13 protein-coding genes are annotated in these 15,411 nt (G+C 42.9%); 2 read left to right on the top strand and 11 right to left on the bottom strand.

Going from position 1 to position 15,411, the window contains the following annotated elements; all coding sequences use genetic code 11:
- Nucleotides 1–25: 25 nt before the first annotated feature.
- Both NSQ09_RS13490 and mcpC read right to left on the bottom strand, forming a co-directional pair.
- Entirely contained in the window at nt 26–892 is an 867-nt protein-coding gene (locus NSQ09_RS13490; RefSeq protein WP_015715802.1) for an NAD(P)-dependent oxidoreductase, read from the bottom strand.
- 137 nt (nt 893–1,029) lie between these two features.
- Nucleotides 1,030–2,997 (bottom strand): methyl-accepting chemotaxis protein McpC, encoded by a 1,968-nt coding sequence (gene mcpC, locus NSQ09_RS13485; RefSeq protein ID WP_341031691.1) that lies wholly within the window; start codon nt 2,995–2,997, stop codon nt 1,030–1,032.
- Nucleotides 2,998–3,131: 134 nt separating this feature from the next.
- On the opposite strand from mcpC, the gene NSQ09_RS13480 reads away from it, so the two are divergent.
- Nucleotides 3,132–3,833: a GNAT family N-acetyltransferase gene (locus NSQ09_RS13480; RefSeq protein WP_341031688.1), complete on the top strand. Its 702-nt coding sequence runs from the start codon at nt 3,132–3,134 to the stop codon at nt 3,831–3,833.
- On the opposite strand, the gene splB is transcribed toward NSQ09_RS13480, so the two are convergent.
- The 8 genes from splB to papB form a co-directional block, all read right to left on the bottom strand.
- Entirely contained in the window at nt 3,826–4,854 is a 1,029-nt protein-coding gene (gene splB / locus NSQ09_RS13475; RefSeq protein WP_017695052.1) for a spore photoproduct lyase, read from the bottom strand. The genes NSQ09_RS13480 and splB overlap by 8 nt on opposite strands.
- A gap of 77 nt (nt 4,855–4,931) precedes the next feature.
- Entirely contained in the window at nt 4,932–5,171 is a 240-nt protein-coding gene (gene splA, locus NSQ09_RS13470; protein WP_003218644.1) for a splAB operon transcriptional regulator SplA, read from the bottom strand.
- An 89-nt stretch (nt 5,172–5,260) separates the two neighbouring features.
- A complete protein-coding gene (ptsP, locus tag NSQ09_RS13465) occupies nt 5,261–6,973 on the bottom strand; it encodes a phosphoenolpyruvate--protein phosphotransferase (protein WP_003218638.1) in 1,713 nt (570 codons plus the stop codon).
- Nucleotides 6,973–7,239 carry a phosphocarrier protein HPr gene (locus NSQ09_RS13460; RefSeq protein ID WP_003154654.1) on the bottom strand — a complete coding sequence of 89 codons (267 nt, stop codon included), beginning with the start codon at nt 7,237–7,239 and terminating at the stop codon, nt 6,973–6,975. The genes ptsP and NSQ09_RS13460 overlap by 1 nt, the downstream gene beginning before the upstream one ends.
- A gap of 97 nt (nt 7,240–7,336) precedes the next feature.
- Complete coding sequence (ptsG, locus tag NSQ09_RS13455) at nt 7,337–9,436, bottom strand: PTS glucose transporter subunit IIABC (RefSeq protein ID WP_014479646.1); 2,100 nt, start codon at nt 9,434–9,436, stop codon at nt 7,337–7,339.
- Nucleotides 9,437–9,663: 227 nt separating this feature from the next.
- Nucleotides 9,664–10,530: a glucose PTS transporter transcription antiterminator GlcT gene (gene glcT, locus NSQ09_RS13450; RefSeq protein WP_014479645.1), complete on the bottom strand. Its 867-nt coding sequence runs from the start codon at nt 10,528–10,530 to the stop codon at nt 9,664–9,666.
- Nucleotides 10,531–10,592: 62 nt separating this feature from the next.
- Nucleotides 10,593–11,558 carry a LacI family DNA-binding transcriptional regulator gene (locus NSQ09_RS13445; protein ID WP_014479644.1) on the bottom strand — a complete coding sequence of 322 codons (966 nt, stop codon included), beginning with the start codon at nt 11,556–11,558 and terminating at the stop codon, nt 10,593–10,595.
- A gap of 281 nt (nt 11,559–11,839) precedes the next feature.
- Nucleotides 11,840–12,934: a di/tri-peptidase gene (gene papB, locus NSQ09_RS13440; protein ID WP_017695054.1), complete on the bottom strand. Its 1,095-nt coding sequence runs from the start codon at nt 12,932–12,934 to the stop codon at nt 11,840–11,842.
- Between the two features lie 165 nt (nt 12,935–13,099).
- On the opposite strand from papB, the gene NSQ09_RS13435 reads away from it, so the two are divergent.
- Entirely contained in the window at nt 13,100–13,303 is a 204-nt protein-coding gene (locus NSQ09_RS13435) for a hypothetical protein (RefSeq protein ID WP_014476643.1), read from the top strand.
- Between the two features lie 37 nt (nt 13,304–13,340).
- Here NSQ09_RS13435 and pfeT read toward each other — a convergent pair whose 3' ends face one another.
- Nucleotides 13,341–15,254 carry a metal-transporting ATPase PfeT gene (gene pfeT, locus NSQ09_RS13430; protein ID WP_017695055.1) on the bottom strand — a complete coding sequence of 638 codons (1,914 nt, stop codon included), beginning with the start codon at nt 15,252–15,254 and terminating at the stop codon, nt 13,341–13,343.
- Nucleotides 15,255–15,411: the final 157 nt, after the last annotated feature.

The following is a 15,411-nucleotide window of genomic DNA, read 5'->3' as shown; positions in this document are numbered from 1 at the left end:
CACAGTTAATATTACACTCCCTTTTTTATTTCACCCAAAGCTTATAGATACTCTGTGTTCCGCTGTTTTCTTCACCTTGAGCAGCAAGCTTGTCATATAAGGATTTAGCAAGCGACAAGCCTGGCATTTCTTCCCCCATTAATTCTGCTTCCTCTAGTGCAATTCCCATATCCTTAATAAAATGCTTCACATAAAATCCCGGTTCAAAGTTGCCTTGCAGCATACGGGGAGCAAGATTTGACAATGACCAGCTTCCGGCTGCGCCCGTTGTGATGCTTTTCAGAACATTTTCCGGCTCTAGGCCTGATTTTTGAGCATAAGCCATCGCTTCAGCAACACCGATCATACCAGCTGCAATTGCAATCTGATTGCACATCTTGGTATGCTGTCCGCTTCCAGCCGGTCCTTGATACTGAATATTCTCTCCCATTAAAGAGAAAATCGGCATGCAGGCTTCAAAAGCTTCTTTTTCTCCACCGACCATAATCGCGAGTGTTCCGTTTTGTGCACCCACGTCTCCACCGGAAACAGGAGCGTCTAAAGCGAACAATGCTTTTTCTTTGGCCGCTTCAGCAATCTTCTTCGCAAGCGAAGGCTTAGATGTCGTCATATCAATAAGATATGCGCCTTCTTTTGCGTTTTCAATAATTCCATTGCTTCCGAAATACACTTCTTCAACATCACTGGGATAGCCGACCATTGTAATGATGACATCCGCTTCTTTCGAAAGATCTTTGACCGTATCTTTCCAGATCGCGCCTTTTTGAAGTATGCTTTCTGCTTTTTCTTTTGTCCGGGTGTACACCAAAACAGGGTGGCCGTCATTCAGAATATGTGATGCCATGCTCTTTCCCATCACTCCAAGACCGATAAAACCAATTGTTTTTTTCAAGGTCATTCCTCCCAGATGTTTCGTTTTGATTTTAGTTAAAATTTATCATTTTTCCTTCATTTTTTAGACTACCATATCTATTCATCTTATAAAATAAAAAATCCCCAAAACAAATGATGTTTGGGGATGTAATTGGATTACAATGTGAATTTTACAATTGTGTTCATAAGCTCTTGGCTTGCATGTTTTAGTGTTTCCGTTGAGTGTTTGACTTTATCAAGGGTGACAAGCTGTTCATCGGTTGATGCGTTTACTTCCTCTGCAGCGGCAGCTGATTCCTGTGATATGGCTGAAATGCTTTGAATCGCTTCAGAAATCGCAAGCTGTTCTTCACTCATTCTTTGAATTTCCGCGTAAATGTGATCAATACCTTGTACCAGTGACTGCATTTCTGCAGTTATCGTATTTAATACCTCTCCAGTTTCGTGAATGGCACTGTTTTGTTCATCATTCATTCTGCTTGCCTCAACCATCGCGTGAGAGGCCTCTTTTGTCTCAAGCTGGATAAGCTTCACAGTCTCGCTGATATGCTTTGTAGAAAGGGCTGATTGCTCAGCTAACTTCCGCACTTCATCGGCTACGACGGCAAAACCGCGCCCGCTTTCTCCGGCTCTTGCTGCCTCAATACTGGCATTTAAGGCAAGCAAGTTGGTTTGATCAGATATGTTTGAAATCGCTGTAACGACTTCTTCAATATTCTTAGTTTGATTTTCCAAATCCAGCAGCATTGTTTCAACCTTTTTCGTTTCCATATTGGCTTCGTTTGATTTCATCAGCAACTGGCCGAGCGCGTCAAGTCCTTTATAGCTTGCATCCTCGGACGATTTTGAGCGTTCTTTAATTCCGCCTGCCTCCTCAGCGATTTGCCTGATTTTCGTTGACAGGCTTTCCGATTTTTCATTAATGGTTTCAACTTCAGAAGCCTGTTCCGATGCCCCTGCGGCTACTTCTTCAATCGCTTTTGCAATTTGTCCGCTTGTTTCATTTGTTTCGGCAGCGACAGCCGTTAATTGTTCAGAGGTGTCAGATACTTTCCCTGAAGAGAGTCTCACTTGCTCAACCATTTCCTTCATATTTTCAACCATCAGATTGAAATCTCTTGTTAAAATACCGACTTCATCCTTGGATTTTGATTCCGCGCGCACTGTTAAATCGCCTGCGGAAACAGCTTTCGTTTTTGCGATCAGCTGCTGTATCGGACCGGTTATCGTTTTGGCCAGGAAGTAGCTGAGAATAATTGTTATGATAAGCGCAAGCAATGATATCCAAAGATTTGCCCGATTCATTTTATCTGAAATCCACATTAATTGATCGGTATCAAATTGCGTTCCGACCTTCCAGCCTGTCTCGCCAATCGTTTGGTACACAACCATTTTCCCATTCACATCTTGTATCCCTTTTTTCTCGGATGCGATGATTTGCAGTGTTTGATCCTTTGATATATTTTTTCCTTGATTTGACGGATGGGCTAAAAGATTGCCGCTCGCATCAGCTAAAAAGGCAAATCCTTTGTAAGGCACCTTTTGTTTATTGACCATACTCTGGATAGCAGAGAGTTTCAAGTCATAGCTGGCAACCCCTATCACTTTTTGCCCGTCTAAGATCGCTTTCGATGCAGTAACAATCATGTCTCCTGTCACGACATCTTTATAAGGTTCCGTCCAAACAACTTGATCCGGGGTTTCAGCTGCAAGCTTATACCATGGTCTTGATGTTGGATCATAATCCTCAGCGAAATCCGCTTTTGGATATGTAAACATTTCTTTTTTGGCGGTGCCTATGTAAGCCATCGCAACATAATCATCGTTATCTTTGATTTGCTTAATGTCATCGTGAAACAGCCGAGCAGCTTCTTTACTTGGTTTCGTTACAAATGTATGCGTTAATTCCCCATTAGCCAATCTTGATAACGAAATGGCATAACTCTTTAATTGCAATGCAATATTTTGTTCAAGTGACTGCGTCACGTTTTGAGTTGTATTTTTCCCATCCTCTGTAATCATCGGTTTTAGCGTCAAATAAGAAGACAGCATTAAAAGAACAACTGTGACGATTAACATAATCGAAACAAAAACAGCAATCTTCATGTGAAGTTTTTTAAACAAACCAATCCCCTCCTAATTTCTATATCGGTCCTTTCGTTTGAAAAATGAATAATCAAAAAATAAATTATAAGAAAATCGGAATATATTTACTGAAAATTCAATCTTCGTTATAATGAAACAACATAAGGAGAGTGATGATCATACTAAAACAAATGTATGTGCATGACGGCAGAAAATTTGAGGCTCTGACCATCAGAAACTACACTGAGACTGACATCGAGAGGCTGATTTCTCTTCAAAAAGAATGTTTCCCTCCTCCGTTTCCCCAGGAATTGCTGTGGTCAGAGGACCAGCTTGCCAGCCATATCAAAACCTTTCCAGAAGGCGCTTTATGCGCGCTCATCAATGGCAGAATTATCGGTTCCATGACTGCTCTTATTGTACAATTTGAGCCTGATTCTCCTGATCATACATGGGCACAAGCAACTGACAACGGATCGATTAAAAATCATGAACCTCTTGGAAATACTTTATATGTAGTGGATATTTCTGTTTCTCCTCATTATCGAAAGCTTGGAATCGGAAAATGGCTGATGAATACGATGTATGAGCTGACTGTTGATAAAAGACTGGAACGCCTTCTCGGCGGCGGCCGCATTCCTTTGTATCATAAATACGCACACGAGATCAGCGCTGTTCAGTACGTTGAAGATGTGATGGAAGGCAGGAAAAACGACCCTGTGCTGTCCTTTCTCCTCCGTTGCGGGCGTTCACCTATTCGTGTAGTCAGCAATTATGTAGAGGATAAAGAATCATTGAATTACGGCGTTTTGATGGAATGGAAAAATCCTTTTTATAAAAAGAGAGCTGTTGATCACAACAGCCCGTTTAAGTGAAATATTCAATTTTCGCGTTAGGGAAAAAGATATCAATATAGGATTCAAGTGCTTCTCGAAGTGCATGCTCTTCGTCTTTCTGATAAATATATTTTCCGATCCCGTAACGGCCCCATTTATAACGGCGCTTTTCTTCATCTAATTCGAGCTTCGTCTTCGGATAATTTTTCTCTATCACTCGTTTGGCCGGTTTTGTAAAACGGTGTTGAATTAATTCAAACGTTATGTCATGTCTAACGTCCTGCGGCAAAGCAGCATCAAGCTTTTCAAACAGATGTCTGTATCCTTCTTCCCAGCCTTCATGAATATAAATCGGAGCAACAATAAAGCCTAGCGGGTAGCCTGCTTTTGCAACTTTTACTGCTGCTTCTATCCGCTTATCAAGAGGTGAAGTTCCCGGCTCAAAGTTTTTAATCACATAGTCGGCATTAATACTGAATCTGAATCTCGTTTTCCAATTATGCTTTGCGTCTAATAGGTGATCGACATGATGAAATTTCGTTACAAATCGGAGCTTTCCGAGATCACTTTGGCCAAAATGTTCAATGGCGCGCTTCAGCGTGTGTGTCAGATGATCAATTCCTACAATGTCTGACGTACATGATGCTTCGAACCTTGTGAACTCTGGTGCGCGCTCCTTCATATACTTATCTGCCTGATCCAAAATCTCTTCGACGTTTACATAAGTTCTGATATACGGCTTTGATCCCATAGTTGTTTGCAGGTAGCAGTAATGACAATGCCCCATACAGCCTGTTGCAAACGGAATGGCATATTCGGCCGAGGGTTTGGATGAATCAAACTTTAATGTTTTCCGGACACCGATAACTAAAGTTGATTTCGCATTGCGATATTGCTGAAGATGATTTTTCCCAGGAATATTACGCACCTGATTGTGGGATGTTGTTTCTCTGATTTCAATGCCCATATTCTCAAATTTATCTTGTAATTCTTGGCCTAGCGGATATTCCAGCGCCCTCGGTTCAATATATACAAGCTGCGGAACAAATGGGTTCTGCATGATGCCACATCCTTTTCCTTTACTAACGTTACTTTTCTCACTAGGCGGAAAGGATATGAGTTGTAATGATTTCCTTGTTACTCATACGGATCAATATCAAAGAGTTCTTTGTAAAGCGATTTAGCTTCTTCATAGCTTGCAAACACAGCATCGTCCTCTGCGAACGGATGATAGGTTTCATAAATAAACAGGGAAAGCTCGCCTTCATGGTATGGATGGTGCACAATTTCGGCTTCCTTTATGTGGGCTACATTGGCGGCGTGCGGATTTCTGTAGATCACATAAACAGTATCTCCTGCGTTAAATTGGTTTGACATACTATCCCTCCTAGCCATGTTATTGTTTCCTTCTATACCCTTACTTATGAAAAAACCAGACAGGCCGGAGGCCGTCTGGTTTTTGTACATTACTTGAATGTTTCTTTTACGAACGCGACAACTTCTTCTGTCGTGCTCATAGATAAGATTTTCTCTTTGAATGACTCAGCTTCTTGTTTAGACAATTTGCTGATTTGTGTTCTTGCCGGAAGGATAGACGTTGCGCTCATTGAGAACTCATCTAAGCCTAAGCCGAGAAGGATTGGAATCGCAATCTCGTCTCCTGCCATTTCTCCGCACATGCCAACCCATTTTCCTTCTTTGTGTGCTGCTTCAATTACCAGTGTAATTAAGCGAAGGATTGCCGGGTTGTATGGCTGATACAGGTAAGATACACGTTCATTCATACGGTCAGCTGCCATTGTGTATTGGATCAAATCGTTTGTTCCGATACTGAAGAAATCAACCTCTTTAGCAAACTGATCAGCGATGACTGCAGTTGACGGAATCTCAACCATCATTCCGACTTCAATATCGTCAGATACAGCCTGTCCCGCTTTTACGAGCTTTTCTTTCTCTTCAAGAAGGATCGCTTTTGCTTCTTTGAATTCGTTAACTGTCGCAATCATAGGGAACATGATTTTCAAGTTTCCGTATGTACTTGCACGAAGCAGCGCGCGAAGCTGTGTTCTGAAGATTTCTTGCTCTTCAAGGCAAAGACGAATCGCTCTATATCCCAGGAACGGGTTCATTTCTTTAGGAAGCTGCAGGTAAGGAAGCTCTTTGTCTCCGCCGATATCAAGTGTCCGCACGACGACTGATTTTCCTTCCATACGCTCAAGAACCGTTTTGTAAGCATCAAACTGCTCATCTTCTGTAGGCAGCTGATCTCTTCCCATGTAAAGGAATTCTGTACGGTAAAGGCCAACTGCTTCTCCGCCGTTTTCAAGAACACCTTTTACATCATCAGGAGTACCGATGTTCGCTGCAAGCTCTACATGATGTCCGTCTTTTGAGACAGTCGGTTCATTGACAAGCTTCGCCCACTCAGCTTTTTGAGCCAAATAAGCATTATGTTTTTCTTCATACTCTTTTACAGTTTCCGCAGATGGGTCAATAATGACATCGCCATTGATACCGTCAACGATAACAGTCACGCCGTTTTGGATCGTGCCTGTAGCCGCTTTCGTTCCAACAACTGCCGGAATCTCAAGAGAACGTGCCATGATGGCAGAGTGAGATGTGCGTCCGCCGATATCAGTAGTGAACCCTTTTACGAACTCACGGTTTAATTGAGCTGTGTCAGACGGTGTTAAGTCTTCAGCTACAATAATAACCTCTTCTGAGATCATGCTTGGGTTTGGAATTTCCACGCCAAGCAGGTGGCCGGTTACGCGTTTTGTTACATCGCGGATATCTGCCGCACGCTCTTTCATATATTCGTTGTCCATAGATTCAAACATGGTAACGAACATAGAAGACGTTTCTTTTAAAGCGAATTCAGCGTTCACTGAATCAGTGCTGATTTTTTCTTTCACAGGGTTCAGAAGCTCAGGGTCACTGAGAACTAAAAGGTGAGCAGAAAAAATATCAGCTTTATCCTGACCCAGTTCTTTCAAAGCGTGCTCTTTGATTTTTTCGAGCTCTTCTTTTGAACGTGCAATCGCTTCATCAAAACGGCTTACTTCCGCTTCAGAATCAGAGATGTTTTTCTTTTCAACCGTTAAATCTGGCTCTTCAAGCCGGTATGCTTTTGCAATCGCGATGCCGGCTGAAGCGCCAATCCCTTTTAATTCTTGCATTACTCGCCGAGTCCTTCGCTTTTCATTGTTTCTTCTAAAGCGTTAAGAGCATCGTTTTCGTCAGCTCCGGAAGCAGAGATTGTGATCTCAGCGCCTTTAGCGATACCTAAAGACATAACACCCATAATAGATTTAAGGTTAACTGTTTTGCCGTTATATTCTAAATTAACGTCAGCGTCGTATTTGCTAGCAGTTTGAACAAGAACTGTCGCAGGACGAGCATGGATTCCAGAATCTGCAGTTACTTTAAATGTTTTTTGTGCCATTTTTATCATTCTCCTTTTAACTTAAAGCTTAATTACTTCACAATATTATATCATACAACCGTACTTGTCATCTGACAAGCACGGCGTACTAACACCCTTATTTTTCAATCTTCACAATATCTTCTTGTTCTCTGTTGACTGAACCGCTTGCTTTAATGCTGACTGTTTCTCCTTCAGCAAGGTTTGTAAATACAATCGGTGTCATGAGAGATGGTACATTCGGTTTGACTTTATCCAGATCAACTTCAAGAAGTTTTTGTCCAGGCTCAACGCGGTCTCCTTCTGATACGAAAGACGTAAATCCTTCGCCCTTCAGGCTGACGGTATCAATACCAAAGTGGATTAAAATTTCTCTTCCGCCGTCGGATTGCAGGCCGATCGCATGTTTCGTCGGGAACACATTTAGAATTTTTCCGCGAACCGGTGAGACGACAATTCCTTCAGAAGGGAGAATCGCAAAACCGTCACCCATCATTTTTCCTGAGAAGACTTGGTCAGGAACATCCGTAATCGGGTGAATTTCCCCGGTAATCGGAGAAACGAAAACTTCCTCTCCGATTTCATTTTGCAGCGGTTCTGCAATCACTTCCTCAACCTGCTGTCCTACTTCCTCTTGAGCAGATGTTTTCGGTTCAGGTCTAGGCTTGCGTCCCGCAATAATGTCTTGCATTTGTGTTTTTAACCCGTCAGAACGCGGTCCGAAAATAGCCTGAATGTTGTTGCCGACTTCCAGCACTCCGGAAGCGCCAAGCTGTTTCAGACGGTCTTTATCAACCTTTTTCTGATCGTTTACAGTCACACGCAGACGAGTGATACAAGCATCAAGGTGTTTGATGTTTTCCTGGTCACCCATTGCCTGCAGAATCTCATAAGGAAGATCCCCTGCTTCACCTGTTTTCCCAGGTGCTGCTGTTTCTTCCGCAGCATCCTCGCGTCCAGGTGTTTTCAGATTAAATTTGCGGATGGCAAATCGGAATCCGAAGTAGTAAATGACCGCTAACCCTAAGCCGACAGGGATGACAAGCCACCATGCCGTCCGGTTCGGTAAAATACCGAATAGGAAGTAGTCAATTAAACCGCCGGAGAATGTCATACCAATCTTAACATTCAACAGCTGCATGACCATGAATGAAAGTCCCGCAAACAAACAGTGAATCGCAAACAGGACTGGAGCAACGAATAAGAAAGAAAATTCCAATGGCTCTGTGATCCCCGTTAAGAAGGATGTCAAGGCCGCTGAACCCATAATACCTGCAACGAGTTTTTTGTTTTGCGGTTTTGCTTCATGATAAATGGCAAGCGCCGCAGCAGGCAGACCGAACATCATAAATGGATATTTACCTGTCATAAACGTACCTGCCGTTAACTGTACGCCGTCTTTAATCTGCGCCATAAAGATACGCTGATCCCCGCGGATGATTTCTCCTGCTGCACTCTTATAGCTGAAGAATTCATACCAGAACGGCGAATAGAAAATGTGGTGCAATCCGAATGGGATAAGCGAACGTTCAATCACCCCGAAGATAAATGCAGCAAGGGTTGGATTCGCTTCCACTAATCCTGTTGAAAAGGCATTCAATCCATGCTGGATCGGAGGCCAGATCACTAACATAATAAGACCCAGAATCAGTGCAGAAATTGACGTAACAATTGGAACGAAACGTTTACCCGCAAAGAAACCAAGGTATTGCGGCAGTTCAATTGTGTAAAATCTGTTAAACAATAATGCAGCTAACACACCGACGATAATACCGCCGAACACCCCTGTCGCCAGGGTAGGTATACCAAGCATGTTTACATATGCAGGATGGTTTTCCGTAAAGAACTTGGCTCTTTCAACTGAATCCGAAGGAATGGTTCCGTTTGCAAGAAGAACCGCACTCATGGATACATTCATTACAAGATAACCGATAATTGCTGCAATCCCTGCAACTCCATCACCGTTGGCAAGCCCGATGGCTACACCTACTGCGAAAAGAAGCGGAAGGTTATCGAAAACAATCTGCCCAGCGCTTTCCATCACACCTGCTACAAGCTGAACATTGTCATTGCTCAAGAAATGCAGGACCTGAATCATGTCCTTATTTTGCATCGCATTCCCGATCGCAAGCAAAATCCCCGCAGCCGGAAGGATCGCAACTGGAAGCATAAGCGCACGCCCAATTTTTTGAAGAACGCCGAATAATGCTTTAAACATAAGAATTGACCTCCTCTTTTTACTAGTCTGACCTTACAGCTAAAAATCATGACAACGAATTCACAGGCGTAAGTCTTCCAGTTTAACCGTTTACATTTGCCCTTTTACACAACAAAAAGGCATGAGCAAAATTGGGTGCGCAAAAGAACGAGAATGAACTTCCCGTTTTTTCCCTCAATCACTCATGCCTGATCGAATCAGTAACACGTTATAAGGATAAACTGAATTTATGAAATTTTATTGGTTAATCGGTACAGATGAAGCGTCAGATAAACCGCTTCCGCCTCATGAACTGGTTTCTTCAATGTTTGCTGCAAGATTTTAATCAATTTCCAAGCTGTATTGTAGCATAGCGGATATTCATTTTTCAATAACAACATTAATTTTTCTGGTTCTTTAGTCGGTTCTTCTTTTTTAATTCTTTCTATTGTAAATCTGATATGCCTGATCAGCCGCAAATAGTTGACACTTTCCTTATTTACTTTCATTTGAAATGAGTCTTCAATCACCTCGACAAGCTGCGCCATGAGCTGAGAGTGCTGATTGACCTCGGACAGCGGACGGTTTGTCAATGCTGAATGGATATGCAGAGCGATAAAACCAATCTCCCCTTCCGGAAGGCAGATTCCCGCTTTTTCATTGATCATATCTATGACTTCTTTGGCAATTTGGTACTCCTCAGGATATAGTGACTGAGTCTCCATTAGAAATGGATTTTTCATATCAAATCCCTGCTGCTGCCTTTTGATCGCAAATGCGATATGGTCTGTCAACGCAATGTGAATATGTTCATTTAATGAGTGATTAGTCCTATTTCTTATGTGATAGATGACATCGTTTGAAATATCAACGAGCTTTTCATCAACATAGTCAAGGAGCTTTTTAAATTGCTTTTGTTCCTTCTCGTCTTTTAAAATGAACATTTTATCGTAGCCTTTATCTTCAATGACATCATCTTGTTTTTTTCCGAAACCAATACCTTTTCCGATTAAAACGACTTCGCTGTATTTATGATGAGAAGCAATTAATACGTTATTATTCAGTACCTTTTTCACTGTGAAGGACCCATTCACGATCCTCAGCTCCTTTGTCATTCAATACCTCATATCGTACATAACGAACGGAATGCACGTCAAACCTTTTTTCAATGCATTCACTAAACAGTCGATCTTTCGATGAGACGGTAATCCAGAACTTTCCTTTCAATTGGCTGTCCTTGAATTCTTTTTTCCAGTATGGCAAATGCCTGCTTTCCCATTTCCCTTGTCTGAATATCGATCGTTGTGATTCCAAGCGCTTGGCTGATTTCGTGGTTATCAACGCTTAAGATTGCAAGCTCATCCGGTACTGACACCCGCTGGTTCTTTGCTTCAAGAAAAAGTCCTGCTGAGACTTGGTCATTGGCAACAAAAATAGCCGTCGGCTTTTCCTTCCACGTTTTCCATTTATGAAAAAGCGCCTTCCCATCATTGATTGTAATCGCTTTCTCAATTACCCAGTCTTCACGAAATGCCTCGCCGATCTCTTCCAATGCCTCTTTGTAGGCTTTGATTCGAAAATGACTGTTCATGCCTTTTTTTCTTGCCAAACAGATGGCTATTTTTTTGTGCCCTTTGGCAATTAAATAGTCCAAGCCGTTCCGAAATGCTTCTTGGTGAGGAATACTGATGGTTGGGAAGCGGGCATTATCTGAATTCTGGCAAAGCAAAATCGGGCCCTCCCATTCCATGAGTTTCTCATCAGCAAGCGCCTTTGAGCAAAAAATCAGGCCGTCAACCTGGCGCTGCTTTAATTGGGACAGCGCAAAGATCTCTTTTTGTACCTCATAGTTTGTTTGGAATAAAGAGAGGTGAACCCCGGATTCCGCGGCTGCGTCGGCTATTCCTGCAATCAGCTCTGCAAAATATGGCAGATTAACCGTCGGCAAGACAACACCAATCATGTTTGAAAATCCTTTCGACAAATGTACAGCGTGAATATTTCTCGTGTACTCCAATGATTCCATTGCCTCAAACACTCTTTTTCGTTTGTCTTCACTGACGTATGGATGATTGTTTATGACTCGGGAAACCGTTGTAACAGAGACACCGGCTTTTTCTGCAATGTCTTTAATATTAGCCATAGATTCCCTTCTTTCTAAATCCCCTTGATCTGGAATGCGTTTCATACAATATGATATGGACGTACCAGATATCTTTTTGTGTTTTAAGCTGAAAGGAGAAGATCACATGGGTTTCTTCATTTTAATTGGGTTATGTCTCACTGTTCTCGGTGGCAGCTGTCTTGCTGTAAAACCTCTCAACCAAAAACATGAAATTAAACCCTTTCGAACATTTGATGATTTTTTTATTTAATGCAGATAAAAAAGGACGATGTCGAGAACAAAGTCCTTTTTTATTTCTATTACGGCAGTATGATTAATTCCTTTGGATATTGGGTCAGAGCAACTGCTCCTTCCTTTGTTACGTGAACGTCATCCTCAATGCGCACGCCGCCAATCTCAGGCACATAAATCCCCGGTTCGATCGTGTAGACCATGCCTTCCTGCAGCAGTGTATCGTTGGCCTGGCTCATTGATGGATACTCATGGACAGAAATTCCGAGTCCATGCCCAAGCCGGTGAGGAAAATAATCACCGTATCCCGCTTTTTCAATGATTCCGCGGGCAGTTAAATCCAGATCTCCGATTCTCACACCGGGTTTGCTTGCCTCAATCGCGGCTTTTTCCGCTTGAAGCACAGTCTCGTAAATGGCCTCCTGCTTCGGATTGATGGTTTTGTATGCAAACGTTCTTGTAATATCAGAGCAATAGCCGTCAAGAATAACACCGAGATCAAATAAAACAAAATCACCTTTCTTCAACGTGGCTGTACCTGGATTTCCATGAGGCTGGCCAGATTTTTCTCCGAATAAAACCATTGTAGAGAAAGACATGCCCTGAATTCCTTTTTTCTTCAGCTCATACTCAATGTGAGCGAGCACTTCCACTTCACTGATGCCTTCACGCAAAGCGGCTGTGCCGACTTCAACACCGTAATCTGCAAGCTTTGCCGCCTCTTTCAGCAAACGAATCTCATTGTCATCTTTAATCAGGCGAAATTGATTGAGTGTTTCTTCTGCTGAAACAAATTGAGCCCCGCCAGTCGCATGCTTCAGCTGTTCTGCACGTGACAGCGAGATTGAATCCTTTTCTACCGCAAGCGTATGTATGCTGATATTTCGCTTTTTCAAGGCCTTCTCTATCAGCTCCCACGGATTTTCGTGATCCGCATAGCCAATGATTTCATGATTCCAGCCTGCGTTGCGGGCCTGTCCTGCTTCCATTCCTGGACAAACAAAGAAAGGCTCCTCTTCTTGAAAAATAAATAACCCCATTAATCTTTCATGCGGCTCTGTGTAAAAACCGGTTAAGTAAAAAACATTTTCTTTTGTATGAATAAATGCGGCAGTATGCCCCGCTTCCTTCAGCCATGAAGAGACGCGTTGTATTCTATTCACTTCTTGTTCCTCCCTGCCATTTGCAATGCATTGTTCTGTCTTCCATTGTAACAGGTTTTACCGGTGTTTGCCTTTCACGACGCCTTCATTTTCTAATGCATTTTATTTCCTGCTCCTCTTCCTGTATACTGACAGTAACGTTCAATCGCAGGGGGGTTGTTCCGTTTGCTGATGAATTTTTTCAGACGAAAAGCAGTTATGCTCTTAACGGTTTTGGGAATTTCCGCTCCTTTTATCGGGATGAAGATGGTGGGCTTTTATTATTACAGCTCTATCATAGGCTGTGCAGCGGGTTTCCTTTGCTGCATCCTCGCTCTCATCCTGGTTATGAAAAGATCTGATAAAGACAAAAATGAAGGGAAAGCTTGATACATAAAAAACCAGCAGCCTGATTAGGCTGCTGGTTTTATTTTAGGAGTCTTAAACCGTTTAGTATGACCAAAATCGTGCTGCCCTCATGACCAATCACGCCAAATGGCAATTCCATCACCTGCAAAAAGTTTGCACAAATCAGCAGGCAGATTACAGCTAGAGAAAACACGATATTTTGTTTGATGATCCTGTTCATTTTCCGAGACAAGCGGCACATGTTTACGAGCTTTTTCAAATCGTTTTTCATGAGGACCATATCAGCGGTCTCAAGTGCTACATCTGTTCCGCCGCCCATCGCAATGCCGACATCCGCCGCTTTGAGTGCCGGCGCATCATTGATTCCGTCACCCACCATTGCAATCGTTCCGAATTCTTCTTTTAACCGTTTGATTTCATTCACTTTTTGGTCAGGCAGGCATTCTGCTACGACAGTTGTCATGCCGGCTTCCTTGGCAATCGCTTGAGCCGTATCTTCGTGATCTCCTGTCAGCATGGCCGTTTTAATCCCAAGTCGGTTCAGTTCTTCCATGACCTCTTTTGCTTCAGGCCTGATTTGGTCCTTCAGTGCGATACAGCCTGCTATTTGATCATCCTTTTTCACAAATACAATTGTATGACCGCTTCGAATGACATCTGATGCTGCTTGTTTCAAAAATTGTGCTGCCATTTCCTCGCCGATAAAACCTGCTTTACCGACCTTCCATTTCGCACCCGACACTTCTGCCATAACGCCAAACCCTGAGGTTTCTTCTATAGATATGTAGCCGGACTGATTCACGCCGCGGCTTTCAGCGTACGCCGTTATGGCTTGGGCGAGCGGATGGCTTGATTGCGTTTCGATGGCATAGACAGCCTCAAGAACTTCCGCTTCACTGAATCCTTCTGCTATTCTGATCGTCTCTACGGCAGGCTGGCCTTTTGTTACAGTTCCGGTTTTATCAAAGGCGATCATTTGCACTGAGCCCAGCTGTTCAAGAAAGACGCTTCCTTTCACAAGCATACCGTTGCGGGCGCCATTTGAAATCAGGGACAGCGCCGCCGGCATAATAGAGGCGACAAGCGCACAAGGTGACGCGACAACCATAAACACCATTGCGCGGTAGAAGGTTTCACTCCAGCTCCAGCCCAGCGCAAAGTGCGGGACGAATAAAAGGAGCGCCACCGCAATTAGCACACCTTTCACATAAGCATTTTCAAATCGTTCGATGAAAGCCTGCGCGGGTGAAACACTATTTTGCGCTGATTCAACCAGTTTGATAATTTTTCTGAATAACGAATCTTCATTTGCTTTCGTGACACGGACAGTCAAGGAGCCATTGCGATTCACCGTTCCTGTGAATACAGTGTCGCCTGTGTTTTTTTCTACAGGCATTGATTCACCTGTTAAAGCCGACTCGTCAAGACTTGTCGAGCCCGATTCAATGATACCGTCTGCCGCTACGCGTTCTCCAGGTTTGATCACAATCATATCACCGGCCTGCAAGTCTGAAACCGGAACTCTTTTGGTTTCACCATTGACCATCAATGTCGCTTCTTCAGGCTCAAGCTGCATTAAAGACGTTAAATCTCTGCTGCTTTTATTCATCGTGTATGTTTCTAAAGCTCCGCTTAAGGAAAAAATAAATATTAAAATAGCACCCTCTGCCCAGTATCCGATCAAGGCGGAACCAACGGCAGCGAAAATCATTAAAAGTTCTACATTCAGCGTTTTGGATTCGAGTGTTTCTTCGATTCCTTCCTTTGCTTTAGCAAATCCGCCAATCACAAAAGCCAGCAAGAAAAGTATTATGGATAATACCTGATATCCGGATAAGAGCCAGCCTGCCAAAATAAGAGCGCCTGATATAAGTGCTGCAATAAGCTCCGCGTGCTGTGCCCAGTTTTTTTCACTCTTGTCTGTTTTCAATGGCTCATGCGGGTCGCGTTGAACGATAACTTGTTCATTCATATCGAATTCTCCTCTCTAATTGAGAACGCAAATCATCTTCATTTCTCTTATAAAAACAAAATCGCTGCGCAAAAGGCAGCTTTATCGTCAGTTATTTCTTGATGTCTTCCTTTATTATAGCACGCACGAAGAGAATTTCAATTATAATTATTTTAAT

The sequence above is a fragment of the Bacillus sp. FSL W8-1202 genome (assembly GCF_038006165.1).
In the GTDB taxonomy this organism is placed as follows: domain Bacteria; phylum Bacillota; class Bacilli; order Bacillales; family Bacillaceae; genus Bacillus; species Bacillus subtilis.
The sequence above is the reverse complement of the archived record's forward strand: the minus strand, read 5'-3'. Positions and strand labels throughout refer to the sequence as shown.

What these genes read in the sequence shown, in the direction of transcription:
- NSQ09_RS13480 (WP_341031688.1), top strand. Translation starts at nt 3,132, where the DNA reads ATGATCATACTAAAACAAATGTATGTGCATGACGGCAGAAAATTTGAG.
- splB (WP_017695052.1), bottom strand. Translation starts at nt 4,854, where the DNA reads ATGCAGAACCCATTTGTTCCGCAGCTTGTATATATTGAACCGAGGGCG.
- splA (WP_003218644.1), bottom strand. Translation starts at nt 5,171, where the DNA reads ATGTCAAACCAATTTAACGCAGGAGATACTGTTTATGTGATCTACAGA.
- ptsP (WP_003218638.1), bottom strand. Translation starts at nt 6,973, where the DNA reads ATGCAAGAATTAAAAGGGATTGGCGCTTCAGCCGGCATCGCGATTGCA.
- NSQ09_RS13460 (WP_003154654.1), bottom strand. Translation starts at nt 7,239, where the DNA reads ATGGCACAAAAAACATTTAAAGTAACTGCAGATTCTGGAATCCATGCT.
- ptsG (WP_014479646.1), bottom strand. Translation starts at nt 9,436, where the DNA reads ATGTTTAAAGCATTATTCGGCGTTCTTCAAAAAATTGGGCGTGCGCTT.
- glcT (WP_014479645.1), bottom strand. Translation starts at nt 10,530, where the DNA reads ATGACAAAGGAGCTGAGGATCGTGAATGGGTCCTTCACAGTGAAAAAG.
- NSQ09_RS13445 (WP_014479644.1), bottom strand. Translation starts at nt 11,558, where the DNA reads ATGGCTAATATTAAAGACATTGCAGAAAAAGCCGGTGTCTCTGTTACA.
- pfeT (WP_017695055.1), bottom strand. Translation starts at nt 15,254, where the DNA reads ATGAATGAACAAGTTATCGTTCAACGCGACCCGCATGAGCCATTGAAA.